At 39.4% G+C, this 21,542-nt stretch carries 17 protein-coding genes and 1 pseudogene; 10 read left to right on the forward strand and 8 right to left on the reverse strand.

Features of this window, described 5'->3' with window-relative positions:
• On the reverse strand, positions 1–1,437 hold a 1,437-nt coding region (gene priA / locus I8751_RS15225; RefSeq protein ID WP_214439994.1), incomplete at its 3' end, for a replication restart helicase PriA.
• A 772-nt stretch (positions 1,438–2,209) separates the two neighbouring features.
• On the opposite strand from priA, the gene I8751_RS15230 reads away from it, so the two are divergent.
• From I8751_RS15230 to I8751_RS15270, 9 genes are all read left to right on the forward strand, one after another.
• Entirely contained in the window at positions 2,210–3,379 is a 1,170-nt protein-coding gene (locus tag I8751_RS15230; RefSeq protein ID WP_214439995.1) for an RpoD/SigA family RNA polymerase sigma factor, read from the forward strand.
• A gap of 288 nt (positions 3,380–3,667) precedes the next feature.
• Positions 3,668–4,171 (forward strand): GNAT family N-acetyltransferase, encoded by a 504-nt coding sequence (locus I8751_RS15235; RefSeq protein ID WP_214439996.1) that lies wholly within the window; start codon positions 3,668–3,670, stop codon positions 4,169–4,171.
• 3 nt (positions 4,172–4,174) lie between these two features.
• Complete coding sequence (locus tag I8751_RS15240; protein WP_214439997.1) at positions 4,175–4,333, forward strand: nucleotidyltransferase family protein; 159 nt, start codon at positions 4,175–4,177, stop codon at positions 4,331–4,333.
• On the forward strand, positions 4,318–4,497 hold the full coding sequence (locus I8751_RS15245; protein ID WP_263973508.1) for a HepT-like ribonuclease domain-containing protein: 180 nt from the start codon (positions 4,318–4,320) through the stop codon (positions 4,495–4,497). The genes I8751_RS15240 and I8751_RS15245 overlap by 16 nt, the downstream gene beginning before the upstream one ends.
• Before the next feature lie 213 nt (positions 4,498–4,710).
• Complete coding sequence (gene petJ, locus I8751_RS15250) at positions 4,711–5,043, forward strand: cytochrome c6 PetJ (protein ID WP_214439998.1); 333 nt, start codon at positions 4,711–4,713, stop codon at positions 5,041–5,043.
• Between the two features lie 522 nt (positions 5,044–5,565).
• A complete protein-coding gene (locus tag I8751_RS15255) occupies positions 5,566–5,766 on the forward strand; it encodes a hypothetical protein (protein WP_214439999.1) in 201 nt (66 codons plus the stop codon).
• 137 nt (positions 5,767–5,903) lie between these two features.
• The gene (locus I8751_RS15260; protein WP_214440008.1) at positions 5,904–7,946 is read left to right on the forward strand and encodes a TonB-dependent receptor plug domain-containing protein; all 2,043 of its coding nucleotides are present in this window, start codon (positions 5,904–5,906) and stop codon (positions 7,944–7,946) included.
• Positions 7,947–8,425: 479 nt separating this feature from the next.
• Positions 8,426–8,722 (forward strand): hypothetical protein, encoded by a 297-nt coding sequence (locus I8751_RS15265; protein ID WP_214440000.1) that lies wholly within the window; start codon positions 8,426–8,428, stop codon positions 8,720–8,722.
• Positions 8,723–9,325: 603 nt separating this feature from the next.
• Positions 9,326–12,868 (forward strand): WD40 domain-containing protein, encoded by a 3,543-nt coding sequence (locus I8751_RS15270; RefSeq protein WP_214440001.1) that lies wholly within the window; start codon positions 9,326–9,328, stop codon positions 12,866–12,868.
• Between the two features lie 498 nt (positions 12,869–13,366).
• Here the strand turns inward: I8751_RS15270 and I8751_RS15275 are convergent, their stop codons facing one another.
• The 6 genes and pseudogenes from I8751_RS15275 to I8751_RS30430 all read right to left on the reverse strand — a co-directional run bounded on the left by I8751_RS15275 (position 13,367) and on the right by I8751_RS30430 (position 19,864).
• Positions 13,367–13,558 carry a hypothetical protein gene (locus I8751_RS15275; RefSeq protein ID WP_214440002.1) on the reverse strand — a complete coding sequence of 64 codons (192 nt, stop codon included), beginning with the start codon at positions 13,556–13,558 and terminating at the stop codon, positions 13,367–13,369.
• 102 nt (positions 13,559–13,660) lie between these two features.
• On the reverse strand, positions 13,661–14,509 hold the full coding sequence (locus I8751_RS15280) for a hypothetical protein (protein WP_214440003.1): 849 nt from the start codon (positions 14,507–14,509) through the stop codon (positions 13,661–13,663).
• Positions 14,510–14,935: 426 nt separating this feature from the next.
• Positions 14,936–15,121, reverse strand: a complete 186-nt coding sequence (locus I8751_RS15285) for a CopG family transcriptional regulator (RefSeq protein WP_214440004.1) — start codon at positions 15,119–15,121, stop codon at positions 14,936–14,938.
• A gap of 765 nt (positions 15,122–15,886) precedes the next feature.
• A complete protein-coding gene (locus tag I8751_RS15290) occupies positions 15,887–16,891 on the reverse strand; it encodes a DUF2278 family protein (protein ID WP_214440005.1) in 1,005 nt (334 codons plus the stop codon).
• Between the two features lie 702 nt (positions 16,892–17,593).
• Positions 17,594–18,928: a hypothetical protein gene (locus I8751_RS29665; RefSeq protein WP_225894175.1), complete on the reverse strand. Its 1,335-nt coding sequence runs from the start codon at positions 18,926–18,928 to the stop codon at positions 17,594–17,596.
• Between the two features lie 423 nt (positions 18,929–19,351).
• A pseudogene (locus I8751_RS30430) lies at positions 19,352–19,864 on the reverse strand (endonuclease domain-containing protein).
• A gap of 251 nt (positions 19,865–20,115) precedes the next feature.
• Between I8751_RS30430 and I8751_RS15310 the strand changes: the two are divergent.
• Positions 20,116–21,273, forward strand: coding sequence for a DUF262 domain-containing protein (locus tag I8751_RS15310; RefSeq protein WP_225894177.1), 1,158 nt, complete (start codon positions 20,116–20,118; stop codon positions 21,271–21,273).
• Here I8751_RS15310 and I8751_RS15315 read toward each other — a convergent pair.
• Positions 21,259–21,542 (reverse strand): transposase (locus I8751_RS15315; RefSeq protein ID WP_214440007.1); only part of this gene is annotated, 284 nt, incomplete at its 5' end. The two genes, I8751_RS15310 and I8751_RS15315, sit on opposite strands and share 15 nt — an antisense overlap.

Here is a 21,542-nt window from a genome sequence, read left to right on the forward strand (position 1 = left end):
CTGCCTCTCCACGCTTACCCAACTTTCCAAGGAAGGCGTAGCCGAACCCAATACCAAGGGACAGTTTTCTAATTCTGCTCGCCATTGAGCGACGGTGCGGGCGTGGTAAGTGGGGATGGGAGAATCTTGTTTAAAGCTGCTGTCGTGTTCTTCATCTAAAATAATTAACCCTAAGCTGGGTAATGGGGCGAAAATGGCGCTGCGAGTCCCGATAACAACTTGGGGTTCTCCGGTAAGCATTTGTCGCCAAGTATCGTAACGTTCGCCTTCTGAAAGAGCGCTGTGATAGACGCTGACTTTGCTACCAAACCGGGCACGAAAACGGTCTGTTAACTGGGGTGTAAGTCCAATTTCTGGCACTAAGACTAAAGCAGATTTACCTTGCTTGAGTAGAGGTGCGATCGCTTGCAAATATACCTCTGTTTTCCCGGAACCTGTGATCCCATGCAACAATACTTGAGCAAATCCATCTAATGCTTGTATGCTTGTCAAAGCGTTAGCTTGGTCGGGATTTAAAGACTTTGGTTGATCGTGAGTTAATATTTGGCTGTGTTCTGTCCGTAATACTTCTCTGTCTTCAATAACTACATAACCCTTTTGCGCCATCGTCTTCAGGGTAGAGGAACTGGCGTGACAAATTTGCAATAATTCAGTTTGCCACAACTCACCACCACGTCGTCGCAGGACTTCTAAAATTTCTCTTTGGCGAGTAGTTAAATCTCGGTCAATTGTATCAATTAAAATAACAGCTTTTTGCAGTTTGGGTCGAGTTAGTCGCGGAGGTTCTAGATAACTTTCTATTAAACCTAATCGCAACAATTCTCGGATTCCTCTATAAGCAAGTTTGACTTTTTGTTGGAGGTAAGCGAAACTGTAGTCTCCTACTGACTGGGCTTGCAGAAGTCCCATAATTTGTTGTGCGGTGGGACTTAAGAAAGTTAACGAAGATAGAAGTTGAGGATGGGGTAATTTGTCTTTTTGTTTTTTTGTTTCTGGGTTTAACGCTGTACGTTGCAAACGGATACGACGTTGCGATCGCCCAAGCATTCCTGGCGGTAATGCTACCCGGATTACTTGAATTAAAGGTGTATAGTAATATGCGGATACTCGATTTAATAATTCCCAATAAGCAGTGCTAAAAAATCCTCTACTGACTACATCTTCTACTTCTCGAATTTTTTCTGGAGGTAGATCTACATTTGGTTCTGTCAATAAACGAATGGCGATCGCACCTAATTGCTGTGCGCCAAATGGTACACTCAAAATATCCCCAGGTTTGACTTCTAACTGTGTGGGTAAGCGGTAGGTAAATAATCCTGTGTTTCCTGGAAAGTCCACCAGTACTTCTATCCACCGAGTTATGCTTTTATCTGACTGATAGTATTCTCCAGGCTCAGCAACCATGAAATTAGGTAAATTTATGTCATTTCTATACATAGTTTATAGACAGATATCTTTATTTATTTTGCCTATCTCGCATCAATTTAGCTTTTTCCTTTCTGAGATGTAAAGTGTATTTAACAATACTTTTAATACACATAAGATTTAATAATTTTCTTCTTATGTAATCTACTAGACAAATTTATAGCAACCATACATGCAATAAATATTTGAAGTCCACGATAAAAAATAAAACTTTCTCCTCGGCTATTTCTGAAAAAGTGTGTCCATCTACTAAATAGGGCATAGCTTTTTTCCGCCTACCGATAGATATTCAATCCTTTGGGTATATGAGATGCTTTTATACAAAGAAAATATTTTGGAAAATTAAATTGCTCAATCAGTGCCATTTTAGGGAAATTTATGAAAAATATATAACCCCAGAAGCAAAGGTTGCGATCGCAGCAATTACTCCCAACCCATAGATATTAAAAAATTTATCAAAGTATATGATTTTTTAAGATATGGGAACATTTACCTGATTACTTGATATTTGTTAAGGTGGATAAAGGTTGAGGGGGATTTGACAGATTTGGGGATTAATAAAAAAATAAGAAATATATCTGTTGGAACCTGAGAAGATAGTTTTTAGGTGCAAAACAACTATTCGTTAGAGAATTTATCTAGCAACAACCAACAGAATGACAGCTAGAGATTGATTTTGATTTCTGATAGGCAATTGGCAGTAACCTGTATTTTGCAATGAAGCGGGTGCATTTGTTTCTTAGGGAAAACTACCAAGTCTCAAGTGAACAGCTGTCACTGAATTATGTACCAAACAAAGCAACAGTCCCTAAAGGAAACTATGAATATTGCTGAATTGGGAACAATGGAAATACTGGAAAACGCTATTGAGCATGAAGAACAATCACTCCATACTTTAGAACCATTAATAGGAGAAGAGTCCCCAATTGTAGAAAATCTGGAATCAGACGAACGTGATGGGGATGAAATGGCCGCAGCTCGGCCTTCAGGATACAACAAAACTGAGCATGATGATGCTGTAGGTGCGTTTTTTAAAGAAATGGCACGTTATCCGCTGTTAAAACCTGATGAAGAGGTGGAATTGGCGCGGAGAGTGCGATTTTTAGAAGAAGTAAGAGAAATACAAGTTGCTTTAGAATTAGAACTAGGAGAGCAACCTACCAAAGAACAAGTAGGTTCTCAATTAGATTTGACGGAAAAGCAATTAGAAAGTCGCTTGTATCAAGGTCGAGTTGCGAAACGTAAAATGATTCGCTCGAACTTGAGATTAGTCGTATCAATTGCCAAACGATATCTAAATCGCGGAGTACCTTTTCTGGATTTAATCCAAGAAGGTGCAATGGGTTTAAATCGTGCTACAGAAAAATTTGATCCCGATAAAGGATATAAATTTTCTACCTACGCCTATTGGTGGATTAGACAAGCGATTACGCGGGCTATAGCTAACGATGCGCGAACAATTCGTTTGCCTATCCACATTGTAGAAAAGCTCAACAAGCTCAAAAAAGCACAGCGAGAACTAAAGCAAAAACTTTGTCGCAATCCCTCCGAAGCGGAAATGGCAGAAGCTTTAGAAATGAATGTCCAGCAACTACGTCAACTACAACAACTACGTCGTCAAGCACTGTCCCTTAATCACCGTGTCGGTAAAGAAGAAGATACGGAACTGATGGATTTGCTAGAAGATGAAGACAACTTGTCTCCAGAAGCAAAAATGAACGAAAACATGATGCGTCAGGAGATTTGGGAAGTCTTGGGTGACGTGCTAACTCCACGAGAAAAAGACGTGATTTCTTTACGCTATGGTTTGACAACTAGTGAACCTTGCACTTTAGAAGAAGTCGGTAACATGTTCAATCTTTCTCGTGAACGCGTGCGACAAATTCAAAGTAAAGCTATGCGAAAATTGCGCCGTCCTCACATAGCCAAACGCTTAAAGGGTTGGTTAATCTAAACAGTCAAATATCATTTGGTTTGAGATAAAAATGCAACCCCGCAGCCGACTGGCTCCCTGATGAAATAGGGGGCTTGAATTTGTATATTGTTTAATCCTAACCACCACCTGGGTATTTATAAACTCGATTCTTTATCCTGTCATGCATATTTGGGATTTTGGATAAAAAGTTTTTAAGCTGTTCCAAAAATCTCAAACCATAATACCTATCTCTATTTCGGGTCATTTAGTCACAAAATTGACACCATAGACTATAGACTATGGACTATAACTATGGACTAGAGACTGATGAGCGCGCGTAGTGATTTGATTTTGCGTTTTGCGGAACCAGCTGATAGCAACGTATTATTTGAATTAATTAAGGGGCTTGCAGAGTACGAAAAATTATCTCATGCCGTAACTGGCAACGTCTTTGAACTCGAAGAGCATCTGTTTGGCTCTCACAAATATGTTGAGGCAATATTAGCAGAATATGCAGGTCAAGCTGTTGGTTTTGCTCTTTTTTTCTACAATTATTCTACATTTCTCACCAAACCCGGAATTTATTTAGAAGATTTGTTTGTTTTACCAGAATATCGGCGGCAAGGTATTGGTAAGGCTCTTTTAAGTAAAGTAGCTCAGATAGCTGTAGAGCGCAGTTGTGGGCGATTAGAATGGAGTGTTTTAGATTGGAATGTATCAGCACAAGCATTCTATCGCAGTATGGGCGCATCTATTTTAGATGATTGGCGAATTTGTCGGGTAACACAAGAGGCGCTGACAGAACTAGCTGCAAAAGGTCATTGGGCTTAGGTTATGGTAATTGATGAAATAATTAAAGCTTATCGTGAAGAAAGTTTGAGAATTGCTGCTCAATACGGGGCATATAATGTACGTGTGTTTGGTTCCGTTGCTAGAGGCGAAGCAAAACCAGATAGTGATGTAGTAAAGAGATGTTTTTGCAAACCACAATAATTCAAGATGCGGTAATTAGAAATTTTGAAATTATTGGAGAGGCAACTAAGCGTTTATCTGCTGAAGTAAGAGCAGCTTATCCAGATGTACCTTCGCAACATGTGGCTGGTTTTAGAGATGTACTAATTCACGATTATTTAAAGGTAAATTTAAATCGACTTTGAGGCGTTATTGAGCAAAATTTACCAGAACTTAAAGCGACGGTTGAGGCTATTTTGCAGGACTTAGAAGGATAAAAGGTTTGAAAAGAAGATGTTGCGTTTGAAAAAGTAAGGAGTAAAGTTTGACAGCTTGTCTTTTGACGCAGGCGACTATTCAACTGAACAATTATGAAGGATATCGCAGCAAATTAGCCGTTATTGCATAGGGAACACGAGATGAAAAGGATTCTTTCGCTACTACTGTTAGGCATAGCAATCTTCACCTTTGCCTTTAGTAGTCCGGCTTTGGCAGCAGACACTGTTAGTGGAGCCAAGATATTTAGTGCTAATTGTGCTTCTTGCCATGTAGGTGGTAAGAATTTAGTTCAAGCCACCAAAAACCTGAAGAAAGATGCTTTAGAAAAGTACGATATGTACTCAGCAGAAGCAATTATTGCCCAAGTGACAAATGGTAAGAATGCTATGCCAGCCTTTAAAGGTCGTTTAAAACCAGACCAGATTACAGATGTAGCTGCTTATGTGCTAGAACAAGCAGACAAAGGCTGGTAGTTCAGGTTAACGTGAGTTCGATGAATCTCTCCCTCCCAGCCCCGTCTCCGAAACGGAAAGGGAAGAGCAACCAACGAAAAACTGAGCTTTTTGCTCCCCTCTCCGTGCCGGAGAGGGGTTGGGGGAGAGGTGAAATAAGACTTGTCGAACTCACGTTAAGTTAAATCAATTGAATTTCAAGAATTAACACTTTGCGGGGCTTTTTGTCCCGCTAATTTTATTACGGCCGAAATAATTCGTCTCAACCCTCAAGATTATCGAGCTTACTTTAACCGAGCTTGTATTTGCGGTAGAAATGGAGATGACTTTGGTGCAGTACGTGATTTTTCTGAAGTTATTCGACTGAACACCAGTAATACCATTTCACGCAAAATATGATACAGATGTAAACCCTGAAAGCTTTGCTATATCTAAGTTCTTTAATTGCGAATTGCGTTAGCGCAGCGTAAAGCCTGCGGCATAGCTTCTCTACGAGACGCTAACGCGAACGCTTAGAGCGACGAAGGAGCGTCATTGCGAATTGTGAATTGGTATAACGCTCTAGCTTATGTTAACCGGGGAATAGCTAGATATAACTTAGGGTATCATCAGAAGGCGATCGCTGATTTACAAAAAGCATTTGAATACTTTGGATATCAAAGAAATCAACTTGCTTATCAAAAAACTTTAGACTTACTAAAAAATTTACGACAACAAATACAATTGGCAGCTGAAATTGCTTAGCGTAAGTATGACAGCTTGTCTTTTGACACTTATTTGCGGAAACAGGAACAATATGAACTTGGTTACTGTTTTTACTTGGTGTGAGAGAGAAAGGTGAATAGGTATTTTTTTTTGTTCCAGTTGCTTTACCAAGCTTACTGATAGCTTTTCCTGCCTTTGCTGCTGATATTGAGCAGGAAGATGTTAATAAACAAACCCAGGTAAATACAGTTATTTCTAATTTGAATGAAATCAACTTACCTGCAACTAATGCTGAATTATTAACTCAAGAATCTACATCAGATGACGTTGATTCAGAAAATCAGCCAGAAGAACAGCCCACTCCTGCTGATGATGCAGACATTTTTTTAGAAGTAATTGGAGAACAAAATTCTCTACCCGAATCTACTCCAGTTTACGTAATTGATCAAGAAGAAATAAAAAAACAGGGTGCTGCAAGCCTAGCTGATGTATTAAAAAGAATGCCTGGTTTCGCCATTAATGATGTGGGCCCTGGTGCAGATATTCACACAGGTACATACTACCGGGGGGCATCAATTAATCAGTCTGTATTTCTGATTAATGGCAGACCAATCAATACTAACATCAATACTTATCATGGTGGAACCGACTTAAATAGTATCCCTGTAGAGGCTATTGAACGAGTAGAATTATATAGCGGCGTTACCTCAGCTTTGTATGGTTCATCAGCCTTTGGAGGAGTAGTAAATATCATCACCAAAGAAGGTTATGCTCAACCTAAATTGACTGGTAGCGTAGAATTTGGCTCATTGAGTTTAAATAATCAACAGGTAAGTTATGGTGGGTCATCTGGTGCTATCAAATATAACTTCAGCTTTGAAAGATACTTTACAGATAATCGTTATCGTGTTCCTGTTGGTGCAGCAAATCGTGATCCCCAAGGGTTTTTATCGAATGCAGATACAGCCACAAGTACTTATTTCGGTAGCATTGTTCTAGATTTAGATCAGAAAAATTCATTGAATTTAGATATTACTAAACTCAGCAGTCGTCGCGGCTTAGTTTATTTTGGTTTCCTTCTGCAAAGAGATAGACTAGATCACGATGGACTCAATATTGGCTTATCTTGGAAAACTCGGTTAGGTAATGCTGAAGATTCTACACTTACAACTTCACTAGGCTATAACCAAGATTACTTTAGCACTTATGGCCCTACAGGTAATTTTTACCGCACGGGGATTTTAGATACACAACAGTTAACTGCTAGAGTTGATCATGAGTGGAAATTGACTCCCAATAATAAGTTCCGTTGGGGATTAGATTTGAAAAATACTGACTTAAACGGCGATGTTTTAAGTAATAATCCTAGCCGAATTGCCAATAATGAAACTGAAAATAGAAGTGTGTTGAATACAGCATTATTTGCTGTCAATACTTGGAATATTAGTGATAATTTTCAGGTAGATTTAGGATTAAGACAGAGCTTTGATGGGCAGTTTGGTAACTATTTTAACCCTAGTACTGGCTTACGTTATGCCGTCACACCAAACATTGCTGTGCGTGGTAGCTGGGCGGGGGGACAGCGTAATCCTGGGTTGGATCAATTATATGTTTATGATACGGTTCATGGTTGGGAACCAAACCCTGATTTAAGACCAGAAACCGGCTCATCTTGGACTGCGGGAGTAGATGTCAAGTTTTCTGATAATTTGACAGGACAGTTTACTTACTTCGGTAGTAGTTTAGATAATCGATTAGGAGTTGTAGCAGGAAGATGGGAGAACATTGGCTTAGTAGATACCAACGGTTTAGAAGCAGCATTGCAGTTAAAATTTGCTTCTAATTGGTCAACTTTTCTCAACTACACTTATACAGATGCCCAAATTAAAACAGGATCAGAAAAAGGTTTGCAATTAGGTTTAATTCCCTACTCTGTCTTGCAAGGTGGTATAGGTTATCAAAATTCAGGCTGGCAAGCTAATTTGTATGTTACTTACAATAGTGGCGCTCGCAGAGCCTTTTTTACAAATCCTAGTGACACAAGTGTAGATTTTGCACCTTCTTTTCTGAATTTGGATTTAAGCGGTCGTATACCTGTAAATAGTAATTTGGGACTAACAGTTTACTTAGAAAATTTACTAGGTGAACAATACGAGCGAGTTAATCGCATTTATAGTCCTGGATTTACTTTCCGTGTAGGTTTAACTTCCAGTTTATGAAGAAGGGAAAAGGGGAAGGGGGAAAGGGGAAAGGGAACCTCATGTTTAAAAATAGGCGAAGTCTTCCGGACAGAGGATTCTGCCCAAAGAGCTTCGCGCGAAGCTCGCCACGTGGAATCTTCCATGTGGCAGACTTCGCGGGCTTTATACCATCTGGGGAAAAGTTTTAACTTTAATTCCTTTACCCCTCATATCATTTCACTAAAAATATGATACAGATTTAACCATTGAAAACTTTGCTGCATCTAAGTTCTTTAATTGCGAATTGCGAATTGCGAATTGCGAATTGCGAATTGGTATTACCCCTTACCCTTTACCCCCTCTTGGTAGGAATAGGAGTCAGGAATCAGAAGTTAAGAACATTCTTATTGATGGCTACTGATTCCAAAAGAAAATAGTCAACAAGATTGCAAGCGCGATGCACATCAGTTTATTGGCAAGTCTCTACACATACGCCCGAATCCATTAAAATAGCTGGTATGAGAGCCAGAATTGAAAATGAAGTACTTTTTCTCCACCACGAAGACTTACCAGAGTTTAAAAAAGGCGGTTCGGTAGTCAGAAATTCTTATTTTTGGGCACTGCGCTCAATTGCTGGGCGAGCTTCGCGTTATCGTGATTGGGAATATGAGCCAGAAATTTGGCTAGCACTTTCGCGAATGCTGTTGTCTTTTGCTGAGTCTGGATATTTGGGTTATAAAGAAACTTTACTAGAGTTTCCCCTATCTCAAGGACAAATTCCTCCCGTATTACGAAATGTGTCAACTTGGGAATAAAATAATATACACGGGTAACTAAAATATTCATCTGGTGGGGTATTGACAAAAGGGACACTAAGGGTAGAATATCGCAATCATGGATAGATATTTGCCGGAACCGCTAGATTCGGAAACTGTTAACTATCTATCTAAAAGATGAAATAGAAATATTACATATCATCAATTAAGCAAGCGATCGCTATTTAGCAATTAAAGACTGTGTGGCAGTAACTGAAACAAACTATAGAGTGATTATGTGTTATTAGAGACAGAAATAGCAAGATTTTATAAAATCAACTATCAATCGAACTCCTCGAACAGCTAAAACTGAAGGATGGGTACAGACACTTTGTCTATTCAGGATACAGGTGATTAAGATTACAAAAATAATTGTAGTCAATAACTGACTGACAGAATTAATAATAATTTTGATGTCATTATCTACTATTTCTTTGGGTATACAAAGAAAAAAACTGAAGCTGCACTCAGATATTGGGAGCAAACATAATGAAACAACTGTAGGCTAAATATTATTAGCTCAAATCAGAGATAAAGTCTTGATTCGTGTGTTTGCAAAGCACACTGAATCAAAGTTAAGTTATTATTACTACATTTTTATACATGACTTTACAAAATTGGAGACGCAAGCGTGGTGTTGCACTTACTCCCAAGGGTTTACAGAAAATTCAAGAGGCAAAGCTGAAGTCAGAAGCAAAGGAAAATTTTGGCAACAGGTACACTCTTGAAGAAATGAGTGCCCGTTCTGGATTATATACCGGTACGATATCGAAAGTATTGAATCGTGAAGGAGGAGTTGATAAACATACTATTGAGAAGCTTTTTTCAGCTTTTAACTTAAAAATAGATAAAAATGACTATTTAAGTTCAAGTAATCGTCTTGATTGGGGAGAAGCTATTTTTACACCAGTTTTTTATGGACGTGTAGAAGAACTTTCCGCATTAGAACAATGGGTTCTTAATGAACAATGCCGATTGATTGCTTTGTTGGGCATAGGAGGTATTGGCAAAACGTCATTGTCTGTCAAGCTAGCTCAACAAATTCAAAATAACTTTGAATATGTAATCTGGCGATCGCTACGAGAAGCGCCCCCTGCTAAAATTATCCTTGCTCAACTCATCCAGTTTCTCTCTGACGAACAAGAAACAGAAAGCAACTTGCCAGAAAATTTCAATGATAGGGTATCACGACTACTTGATTATTTACAAAATCATCGCTGTATGGTGATACTGGATAATGCAGAATCAATTCTTCGCAGTGGTAGTCGAGCTGGAGTTTATCGAGAAGGATATGAAGAATATGGTGAGCTTTTAAGACGCTTAGGAGACGCAACTCACCAAAGCTGCTTGGTGCTAACTAGTCGCGAAAAACCCAAAGAAGTAGCTTTACTGGAAGGAGAAATGCTACCTGTACGCTCTCTACCATTAAGTGGCTTAAAAGTTGCAGAAGGGCAAGAAATATTAAAACTTAAAGGGCTATCAGCAGCAGAAGATGAATGGCAATTAATGATTGAACGCTATGCAGGCAATCCCTTAGCACTCAAGATAGTAGCCACAACTATTCAAGATATCTTTGATGGTAATGTCACTGAATTTTTACGACAAAACACGGCTGTCTTTGGCGATATTCGTGATATTTTAGAGCAACATTTTGAGCGCTTATCAGATTTAGAAAAAGATGTAATGTACTGGTTAGCAATTAATCGTGAGTCGGTTACACTCTCAGAATTGCGAGAAGATATTGTATCACCAGTACCACAAGCAAAATTATTAGAGGCTATAGAATCTTTAGGTAGGCGATCGCTAATTGAAAAAGCTACACCGACGCTAGTTAATAAAAGTACAGCAACTTTCACCTTACAACCTGTAGTTATGGAGTATGTAACTCAGGTATTAATAGAGCGAGTCTGTGAAGAAATTGCAACTGAAAATATTCAGCTTTTTAGATGCCACGCTCTAATGAAGGCCAGCGCCAAAGACTACATCAGGGAAGTGCAAATTCGCCTCATTCTCAAACCAGTTATCGATGGGCTGCTCACTAGATTAAGAAGTAAAAAAAACATTGAAAAGAGATTAACTAAAACTTTAGTCAGACTACGCGAAGAATCGCCACTAGAACCAGGATATACAGCTGGCAATGTTCTGAATTTGCTTTGTCAACTACAAACAGATTTAAGCGCTTATGATTTTTCTGAACTGACAGTTTGGCAAGCAGACTTACGAAATATGAAGTTGCACGATGTCAATTTTCACAACGCTGATATAGCTAAGTCTGTTTTTGCCGAAACCTTTGGTGGTGTTTTGTCAATAGCCTTTAGCCCTAATGGCCAACTTTTGGCAATAGGCGATACTAATGGCGAGATTCGCTTATATCAAGTGGGGGATGGGAGACAAGTCCTTACTTGTCAGGGTCACAGCAATTGGATTCCGTCACTAGCCTTTAGTCCTGATGGTAAAATCCTGGCTAGCAGTAGTAGTGACCACACTGTGAAATTGTGGGATGCCCATACAGGTCAATGCTTACAAACCTTACAAGGGCATGAACATGAGGTGTGGGCAGTTGCCTTTAGTCCAAATGGTAAAACATTAGTAAGTGGTAGTAATGACCGTACCATCAAACTATGGAGTGTTGATACTGGTGAATGCTTCCAAACTTTCCAAGGACATACAAGTTGGGTAATTTGTGCAGTTTTTACTCTGGATGGTCAGACCCTAGTGACTGGTAGTGATGACGACACAATTAGATTGTGGGATGTCAGCACTGGTGAATGCCTGAAAATTTTACAGGGACATAGTGATGGTATACGATCAATAACTATCAGTCCTAATGGTCAGACAATAGGGAGTAGCAGTGATGACCAAACAGTGAAACTATGGGACATTGGCACTGGTGAATGTATTAAAACTCTACAGGGGCATCATGCTGCTGTCTGGTCAGTTGCCTTTAGTCCTCAAGACAATCTCATTGCTAGTGGCAGTCTCGACCAGACAGTAAAGCTATGGTCTACTAGTACTGGACAGTGTGTTAAAACCCTTGAGGGACATTCCGGTTGGATATTTTCTGTGGTCTTTGGTCTACAAGGGCATATTCTTGCCAGTGGCAGTGAAGACCAAACAGTAAAACTATGGGATGTCAATACAGGTCAGTGCCTGAAAACTCTTAGCGGATATACCAACCAAGTTTGGTCAGTTGCTTACAGTCCAGATGGTCAAACTTTGGCGAGTGGTAGTCATGACCACATTGTGAGGTTATGGCATATTAAGACTGGTAAAGTCTTGCAAACTTTTCAGGGACATCGTGCTGCGGTTCGCTCGGTAGCTTTCAGTCCTAATGGTCAGATGTTGGCAAGTGGCAGTGACGATCAAACAGTGAAACTGTGGGATGTCAATACAGGTCAAACCTTGCAAACTCTCCAGGGACATCCTGCTGTAGTCTGGTCAATTGCCTTTAGTCCCAATGGCCAGATGTTAGCAAGTGGCAGTGACGATCAAACAGTGAAACTGTGGGATGTCAATACAGGTCAAGCCTTGCAAACTTTCCAGGGACATCGTGCTGCTGTTCAGTCAGTTGCCTTCAGCCCTCAAGGAAGGATATTGGCAAGTGGTGCTTGGGATCAGACAGTCAAGTTTTGGGATGTCAGCACTGGTGAGTGTAAAGGGACATTAGAAGAACATACAAATTGGGTTTGGTCAATCGCTTTTAGTCCGGATGGTAAACTGCTTGCAAGTTCTAGTTATGACGGAAAAATCCGGTTGTGGAATGTTAGCACTGGTGTATGTCTCCAAACTTTTGAGGTTTTTGCAAGTGGTATTGTCAAAGCAGTTATCTTTAGTCGGGATGGCCAAATTCTAGCTAGTAGCAGTCCCGATTACACTGTGAAGTTATGGGATGTAAATACAGGCAAATGCAAAAGAACGTTACATGGACATTCAGCTTGGGTCTGGTCAATCGCTTTTAGCCCAGATAATCAGACTCTGACTAGTAGTGGCGCTGATGAGACAATTCGACTGTGGGACATCAGCACGGGTGAGTGCTTAAAAACTTTGAAAGATAAAAAATTCTATGAGGGAATGAATATCAGAGGGGTTACAGGTTTAACCACCGCAACTATTACTACTCTCAAGGGGTTAGGAGCAATTGCTTAATAAAATAGCCTTAGTAGAAAGTTTTATCGGAAATGAGTGAAGACTTTACCACTAAACATCTTGCATAAATACTTTGGTATTGCTGCAAATATCTTTAAAAGCTCGCGCAAAGGCAAGGCAGCGCGTTGGGGAGACAGCGCCGTGGGCGGGTTTCCCGACTTGAGGCGACTGTCGTCGGCTCCGCCAACTTGTAGCGACTGCCGCGCAAAGACGCAAAGGAGAACGCTAAATCAAGTTCTACATTTCAGTGTTTAAATATTCTTGCAAGAGGTCTACTGTAGAGAAGCCGACAGCAACACTTGTTTGAAACGTTGGGTCAATAAGATAGAAGATTTATTTTGCTTGATAGATAATAAATCCCTGATAGCGAAATCCTATGGTATTTGAGTCAACTAGCTTTTGAGCTTTTTTAGACCTTTATTTACCACGGGCTAAACAATCAGGGATATCGACTAATATGTCAAGCTCTATCTTTTAAACTGTGTAGATAGGTGGAAACTAAAAATCAGCCATAGGAATATCGCTTGGTAATCCTTTTGCGAATTCCTCGAACATGATTTTTTCCAATTCAAACTCTGTGTCATCTAAGGTCTCTAAGCTGGTTTCACGGAGATTAGTGGCAGAGTCATGAGGATTTAAAGATTGCTGTTTGATAACTGTGGTTGTTGCTGTAGTTGTTGCTGTTTTCATTGTCTTATCCTTGTAATTGTGCTGAATTGTATCAGTTAAGAGTGTTTTAAACAAGTTGTGCTTGGCTGTTAGTTGAGTACTTAAACAGTTAATAATTAAGCATCACTCATGGTTGTTGGTAAGCTCCAGTGGTTTTAATTCATTCTCAATCTCCTCATCTGATATATAAGCTTCTTTGGGTGGGCTGAAGCGCAACAATGCAGCTTGGTAACAAGCTTTCGCCACGCGATCGCGCTCCTGGGGAGTCAGACCCGCAATCATTTCCAGTGTTTCCTTTACGTGATCCACTTCAGCACTAACAGCACTGTGGGCGCGCAGGCAACGGGTAGCATTAATCCCTGGTGGCAGTATTGCCTCAACACTTTGGATATAACCCTCTCCTACACATATCCCTAGGCGTTCCGACGTATAGGAATAACCCACGCAATCAATTGGATCTGAATCCTGCACGCTTTGGGTGAAGTAATCCAACAAAGTCTTGGCCGCTGGAGGAACAAGCGCTTCCACAACAGCTTCGGCTCTATACCCCATTGACTGAATATCACGCAGGGCGAGTAAGTCGTGACCTGCTTCTTCTTTGGCTTTTTGTGCAGCCCACTGCGCCAAACTCTGACGATTTGCCAAAGCAAAGCGCTCTTGTGCTTCCCTCATCAATTGCGGGGTGGAATGGCATAAATGATAAAAACCTGCCAGTCTCCATACCCAACGTGTAGGAGTCAGAGCTGGTGGTCTGCGCTCGGTCTTCGCTGTATACCAGGCAGATACTATTGCACTATTTAACAGCTTCCGTGTTTTAGCTAAGGTGTCTGTATCAATCACCTTCGGTAAGCAGGAAGCATCGTTTAGGGCAAGCTCAGATTGATTTAGACAAGTAACACTGTCAATTTTTATTACTACTTTGCCAAGCTCAATCCGTACTAATTCAGTATCAATTAAAAATTCATCAGGCATGGTTTATTTTACACTCCCACATCTTTTAGTATCTTAACTAAAACCTCTACTATCAATAAAAATACGGCTGGTTTTCTACGATGTGACTTTCTAGATGAACTCTACTAAAAAATCAAAGCTTTGGTATGACTAAGTTATAGGGTGCAAATGCAACTATCATACAACTATTTAACATTTACCATAGATATGGCTTTGATGTATTTATTTAGTCATATAAAAAATTTATACTTAGTATGATTAAATTTTTAAATTGTCTGAGATTTATATGGCTTTTGCTATACCTAACAAAAAAATGCCCTATCGACAATTATGAAAGCTGGACATTTTCTAACTGCTCTCTCTTTAGTAGTTACTAGGTATAAAGTATCTGACAGATCAAGTCGAATGTTTTGTTTTGTAAAAACAGCGGACTCTAGTTTTTCAAATTCAGCTTACAGACAACCCGCGAACGAGTTCCCGAATCACATCTTCTGCGACTTTGCCTGTGTGTTCACAATATTGTTCCAAGCTTTCGGCTTCATTTGATGTTAAATCTATGGCAATTTGCTGAACTACCGGTTTTTTACTAGGAGTTGCAAAAATAGAAAATCTACTGGTGGCGGTCTTATTCATTGATTGATAAGCTCTAGTGTTAGCAAACTTTACAATTGAAAGCAAAATTCCCATTCTTCTTAACGTGAGCTGCCAACGAATAAAATTAATTCGTTATGCCTGGAGTTCAATACCCATGAAATTTAACCATTTCATAAATTTTCCTTTTGTCAAGGAGAAATTTGAGGAGCCTAAGTTACATTGCTTTTCCCTCTCTGCTCCTGCGGTCAAGCAAGCCAAGTATGAGAGAAAAGGTTTGTAAATCTCACGTTTTTTGGAATTAATTGGACAAAATAAGTCTTGCTCTAGTCAAGATTGCCAATTCATGAGTACCTTTACCAGTGAAAATCTTGATTTTGAGATTGAACTTAAGCTTTTTTAGTTTTTTTTTGTGATTGTGTAAAGTAGGAATGCTAGGAAAAAGGTAGGATTACAAAAATAAGCGATCGCTTTCTACAGCACTAAACGATTACCGCAAAGTTTATTAAATAAATATAGCAGCATCAAACCGCATAAATAAAGATCTTAACTTGATAATATTAGCTTAATAGCTTGATGAATTATTGCAAAATCAATGATAGATGCTGCAAGTGAGTATTAGGAATAATTAGGTTTAAATATTCCGGCTTGCAGTTTAGCTTCTAAGTCGTTGAAGAAGGGACTGAAGCCGCTGCTTTCATTGCGCGTTAAAGCGGCAACAGTCCCACCAGTTTCTCAATCTGTACTTAAATCGCGGGCGATCGCTCTAATCTATATACCACTACCAGGCGATCGCAATGGAATCAATCAAAACACAACTGTCCAACCTTGTTTTTGGGTATCTTGTTTGGTATAGGCAACACCATCAATTTTGATGCCTTTATCGTCAAGCAAAGTGATGATGCCACCATTGTTGCTCAGTTCGATACCATCTTTACGTAAAGGTACTTTTAGAGCTTCACCTGCATTGATAATGCCACTTATAGATTGTTTTTTCTTGGCTCTATCTGCCAATGCCCAACCGCTTAAGTCTACTTTATCTGGTGAAGTATTGATTAAAGTTACTGTCTCTTGATCTGCGTCATCTCCCGTAGGATTTACCAAAGCAGCAATAATACGAACCGCCGAAGTCACCGCAATTGGTGTCACCACATCATCTGTATCTATTCTGTTACCAGTGGTGTCATCGGTATGGAATGCTTGGGATTGGAAGGCTAAAAATATGCCTACCCATTGATTTCGGGTCGGGTAGTGAATCAACAGACCACCATCTTGCCAAACACCGTTATCTTTTTGAAATTGAGCAGCATTACCCTGGTTCATGTGGATATCATGGATACCGTTACCAGGGAGAAAGCCAAAATACTTATCTTTGATATCTTGTTCGGGGCCCCACTTTTCACCAAAGGGGTAGAGAATTGCATCTGGTGAAGCGATCGCCCGCGCAATGTATAGTTCTAGTAACTCGTTGAGGTCATTATCTGGGCCCGGTACGTTGTACGGCAATGGTTTCATCTGTTTTTGGTCAAACAAATTCCCCCGGATGTAGTCCAAAGCTAATCCTCCAGGTTTCCTCACTAACTCATTGAAGCCGAAATCTAACTCCTGTAGTTCTTTAGTGATTGGGTGAGAAAAATTTTCGTCTACAAAGTAAAGCAATTCTGATGGACTTTGCTTTGATTTGACATTGATAGCGATACGATGTTTTTGTTTCTCGTCAGTTACAAGTACTTGGTAATGGGGAGATGGCCCTTCACCCAACTTGCGATTTATAGCCCGACCTTTCAGAACACCGTAATTTTTTAAAGGCATCTACTTCTCCTACATTTCATGGTGCAAAAGACGACATTAGGGTAATACTTAATATCGGGCATTGAAAATTTGATCATCAAGGGTACATAATTTGGTACCATTGATAATTAACCACAAGCGATCGCAGCAGATAAGATGTTAAATCCTCTGCTTTTCCTCTAGGGTTTCTAAATTTAAGGTCATGAGCATACCCCAAGAGTTGGCATCATATTAACATGATGCTTATATGTTATTAGGCTTGAGAGTACACTAATGTCAACAACATAACGAAGTGGTGTTTGCTCAACTGGTTTAAGGAATGTTATTTTGGCTTGGGTTAGATCATTAACCACCAACACATCTTTTCGCAGATCCTCAAAAGTTGTCGCATCAAACCTTTCTCACCAGACATTATTAAAAGTACCCACAACCTGCATCTTAGAGAAAAGATGCTGAATCGGCTAATTTTTAGATATTTAATTTGCACAAATACTTAGCAGTCGCCACAATTTTTAGGACATTTTACTGTTCCCGTTTCCTTTGAATCAAAATACGATGCCCTAGCTGATATATCTGTTGATTTATATCACGCGATGTGCGACTTATTTTTAAAACCCCACTTCCATTCCTCTCCCCGAAGCGGCTTTGAATTTTACTCCCCTTCCCTCGTAGGGAAGGGGCTGGGGGTTAGGTTTGAGATAAAGTTGCACACCGCGTTATATCTTAGACAGTTACAAAATAGTTGGCACTAAGGCTGAGATTGATGGAGCCTTGAATAATAGCAATTAGTTCGGAAGTACTTTCATTTAAGAATAAGGCTGTACCCGTAGCCAAACCAGTAGGCGCTGTTCCCAAGCTATAGCTAGACTTGAAACCAAACAATTGGATCGTGTCCTCTAAAATATTGAAATCAGCAATCAGGGCATAATCACTTAGTCCAGATGTGCTGGTATTGGCATCGCTATAGAAGACATCTACAGTAGTACCTAGGACAAAGCGATCGCTTCCAGTGCCACCAGTCAAGCGGTCAAATTCACCAAAACCTCTTCCTACTGCTGCATCTGCTCCTGTTAGTACGTCGTTACCCTCATCTCCAAACAGGCGATCGCTCCCAGTACCACCGAAGACAGAATCATTACCACGTCCACCATAGAGAAGATCGTTACCACTATCCCCAAACAGGGAATCATTACCATCGCCACCTGTAATGTAGTCATTTCCGGCATTGCCACGAATGGTATCATTAGCTGCACCACCTGCTTGGGTGTCGTTGTTAGCAGTACCCAAAAGATTGAGAGCAACAACACTCTGATTATTTTTAGTTGTGGCATCGTTCTGCCCAGTAAAACCAGCATTTACCAATGTATTCAAGTTAAGAAGAACACCGCTGGATTGGGTAAAGCTATTGCCTTGGAGTAATTGTGTGTAGAGAGTATGGGCATAGCTATGATTGCCAGCAAAATTCCATTGTCCAGGCTGAAACAAGTCATTCCAGTTAACATAGACATCCAAAGTAGCTAACCGAGCATCATAGCCTAGAGTCTCACTAGTATGTAAAGTTGCAACGCGAGTGGCATCAGTTGGATCTAGGCGATCATTTGCTGCTTTACCTTCAAATTCAGGACCAGCTGGATCTAGTCCTACTATTTGAGCAATAGAACTTCCAGTAGATGCGCGATAGGCTGAACCAGTAAATCCAGCAACGTGCGCTCCCAGACTATGCCCAATTAAGTTGGTGTAAGTGGGATCTACGCCATTATTTATTAAGTAGGTAGCCAACTGATTACCAACGTCGCGCGTTCTGCCCGCAGAAGTAGGATACCACCAAGAATTAGCTCCTTCTTCCCAATCTACTAAAATGATATTGGCATTGGACTCGCGCTGTCGAATGGTTTGGGCTATATTCCCTATCCAGCCTGCGGGTTGGTAGTTATTACCTGCGTTGCCAGCAGTGCTTTGATAACCATGAATAACCACATAAGTCGGCGCATCAGAAATAATGCGCCCCGAACGGTTAATAGAACCGTTACCCCAAACATTAAAGTTGACTTGAACCATATTAGGAAATCCTATGAAAAAAATTTCTGTTTCTTAGTTGGGAAATTGTTTAATTGCTTGGATGTCTGCAATAAAATAAATGCCAGATAAAAAATTATTTGGCGTTGTTAGTTTATATGTATGAAAATAATTTTACGTAGTACCAAAAAGTTTGGATAGGCGTTCTGCCAAAATATCTCTAAATCCGGATATATACTTCAATCCAGCGAACTCTAAAAACGTAACTAACTTGAGAAAAATAATTTTAATATAAGTAAGGTTAAGATAGTTACTTAATCTTTTGGTAAAAAGGAGGATAAATTTAATTTAAGATTAAAATAAATTTTATTTATATTAGTAGTAGACTGTGGCGATCGTAGTTTATTAACACGAATAATACAGCAGAATTTTCCCCCTTCCCTCGTAGGGAAGGGGGTTAGGTGGTTAGGTCTCTTCACAACAAGTTTGAGAAATCAGCATCAAAACCTGATCAAGTTCCTGTTTCACTTCTTCATTTTTAATTCTTAGCACACGTAGTCCTCTAACTGACAAAATTTTGTCACGTTCTGCATCATATTCAGCTTGTTGTTCATGAATTTTTCCATCTACCTCTATCACTAATCTAGCGGCGTGATACCATTTAACTTTAAAAGTTATACAAATACGTTGGTAGGGGCACGGCATTGCCGTGCCCCTACGAGAAATCTATATGTATCAAGATTTTTGTGAATTGGTATGACAGTAAAAATCTACAATAAAACCATCAATAATTTGCTGCCGCCGAAAGTGTAAACCATTCAAACGATTACCGCGAAGATGTTGCCAAAGGATTTTTTCTGCTGGTGTCATTTGGCGACGAAATTCTCTAGCAAGCTGCATTTTATCTGGGTTTATTGCTTGTCCGATGACTATATTGCTAGTGCCGTCTTTTTTTGGAGGTGGTGTTGGATTATTCATGTAGGAATTATAGAAACTTGTGTTAATTCATACATTATGGCTGACCTCTCCCCCAACCCCTCTCCGACGCGGAGAGGGGAGCCGGATTTCTCCCCCTTCCCTCGTAGGGAAGGGGGTTGGGGGGTTAGGTTTATGTGTAATATAGGGAGATGCGATCGCTTATTTTTTACAACATAATTGTTCTAAATATAACCAAGATTTTAAGTTTTTAAAGTATAATTTGTTATTAAAATTACTTAAAATAATAATTTATGAGCATTACACCTCGCGGGATGAGTGTTACAGAAGCTTATCGGCTCTATCGTTCAGGCAGTTTATTGGTGAATAGGAAGTATCAAAGAAAGCTTGTTTGGACAGTTTCAGAAAAAGAAAAATTAATTGGAAGTATTTTAAAAGGATATCCTATACCGTTAATTCTACTAGCAGAACGCCCTCAAATACACGGCAGTAGCAAATATGAAATTATTGATGGGATGCAACGTCTTAATGCCATTTTCAGTTTTATTGAAAATGCTTTTAGTTTTGATGATAAAATTTTTGATATTGAAGAGTTTTCTTATGCTAAACAATTAGCAATCGATGGCATTCTTCAAATTGAAAATAACAAAAAAGATAATGAAAAGATACAAATTAATTTGCTATCAGGTAAAGAATGTGCTGATGTTTTAGATTATCAACTTGCAGTAACTATATATACTGCAATGGCGGAAGAAGATATCACAGAAGTTTTTGGTCGTATTAATTCTAGTGGTAAACACTTAAGCAGCCAAGAAAGAAGGCAAGCAGGTGTAACAACTGCATTTGCAGAATTAGTAAGAACAATCTCTATGGAGTTACGTGGAGACGTTTCAGATAAAGTATTACGTCTTACTGATATGCCAGAAATAAGTATTGATTCACAAAAAAGTAATCAAGGTTATAAGATTAAGGCTGAAGATACAATATGGTGTAAACAAGGAGGCTTAACTGTAAAACAACTTCGTGAAAGCGAAGACGAACAAATGATAGCTGATATTCTAGCTTCTATTTTACTCAATGAACCTTTGCCAGTAAGCACTGAACGTTTAGATAGTTTATATGACTTAAGTAGCAAATATTCTCAAGTTTTAGATAGTGCGTTAGCAACCTATGGATTTAAAAAATTAACTCAGGATATAATTACAACATTTGCAGTAATGAGAGAAACTATAGAAGCCTATAGCTCAGAACCTAAGTCTTTACTGCGTATTGTCAATCCAAATAGTAATAATCCTATCAGAACGGCATTTTACACTATTTTTATGGCTTTTTTCGACTTAATTACTCGTAGAGAACTTTCTCCTGTTAATCCAGAAGGTATAATGAATGGTCTTCGAGGACTTCAGAAAAAGTTAGATTTGAGTAGTCATACCAATTCACGAAAAATTTGATTCAAATAAAGCATCAAGAATAAAATCCCAACCTGTAATAGAAGCAACGATTGATGTGTTTAATTTTTCCAAACGCCTCCAGATAAATTGTCTTAACTCATCTAAAGTTCCAAAGCTTTCCCAAGCTAAATGCCTTTTAATTTCCTCCCATAATCGCTCAATTGGATTAACTTGGGGTGTGTGTGGAGGTTGAAATAATAAAATGATATTTTCTGGTATTTGAAGATGCTGGCTAAAATGAAAAGCTCCATTATCTAACTGAATAATAT

Origin of the sequence: Atlanticothrix silvestris CENA357 (assembly GCF_016056295.1) — a bacterium.
Classification (GTDB): Bacteria; Cyanobacteriota; Cyanobacteriia; order Cyanobacteriales; family Nostocaceae; genus Atlanticothrix; species Atlanticothrix silvestris.

Coding starts and splice junctions, on each gene's coding strand:
- I8751_RS15230 (WP_214439995.1), top strand. CDS start 2,210: ATGTACCAAACAAAGCAACAGTCCCTAAAGGAAACTATGAATATTGCT.
- I8751_RS15235 (WP_214439996.1), top strand. CDS start 3,668: ATGAGCGCGCGTAGTGATTTGATTTTGCGTTTTGCGGAACCAGCTGAT.
- I8751_RS15240 (WP_214439997.1), top strand. CDS start 4,175: ATGGTAATTGATGAAATAATTAAAGCTTATCGTGAAGAAAGTTTGAGA.
- petJ (WP_214439998.1), top strand. CDS start 4,711: ATGAAAAGGATTCTTTCGCTACTACTGTTAGGCATAGCAATCTTCACC.
- I8751_RS15265 (WP_214440000.1), top strand. CDS start 8,426: ATGAGAGCCAGAATTGAAAATGAAGTACTTTTTCTCCACCACGAAGAC.
- I8751_RS15270 (WP_214440001.1), top strand. CDS start 9,326: ATGACTTTACAAAATTGGAGACGCAAGCGTGGTGTTGCACTTACTCCC.
- I8751_RS15275 (WP_214440002.1), bottom strand. CDS start 13,558: ATGAAAACAGCAACAACTACAGCAACAACCACAGTTATCAAACAGCAA.
- I8751_RS15280 (WP_214440003.1), bottom strand. CDS start 14,509: ATGCCTGATGAATTTTTAATTGATACTGAATTAGTACGGATTGAGCTT.
- I8751_RS15285 (WP_214440004.1), bottom strand. CDS start 15,121: ATGAATAAGACCGCCACCAGTAGATTTTCTATTTTTGCAACTCCTAGT.
- I8751_RS15290 (WP_214440005.1), bottom strand. CDS start 16,891: ATGCCTTTAAAAAATTACGGTGTTCTGAAAGGTCGGGCTATAAATCGC.
- I8751_RS29665 (WP_225894175.1), bottom strand. CDS start 18,928: ATGGTTCAAGTCAACTTTAATGTTTGGGGTAACGGTTCTATTAACCGT.
- I8751_RS15310 (WP_225894177.1), top strand. CDS start 20,116: ATGAGCATTACACCTCGCGGGATGAGTGTTACAGAAGCTTATCGGCTC.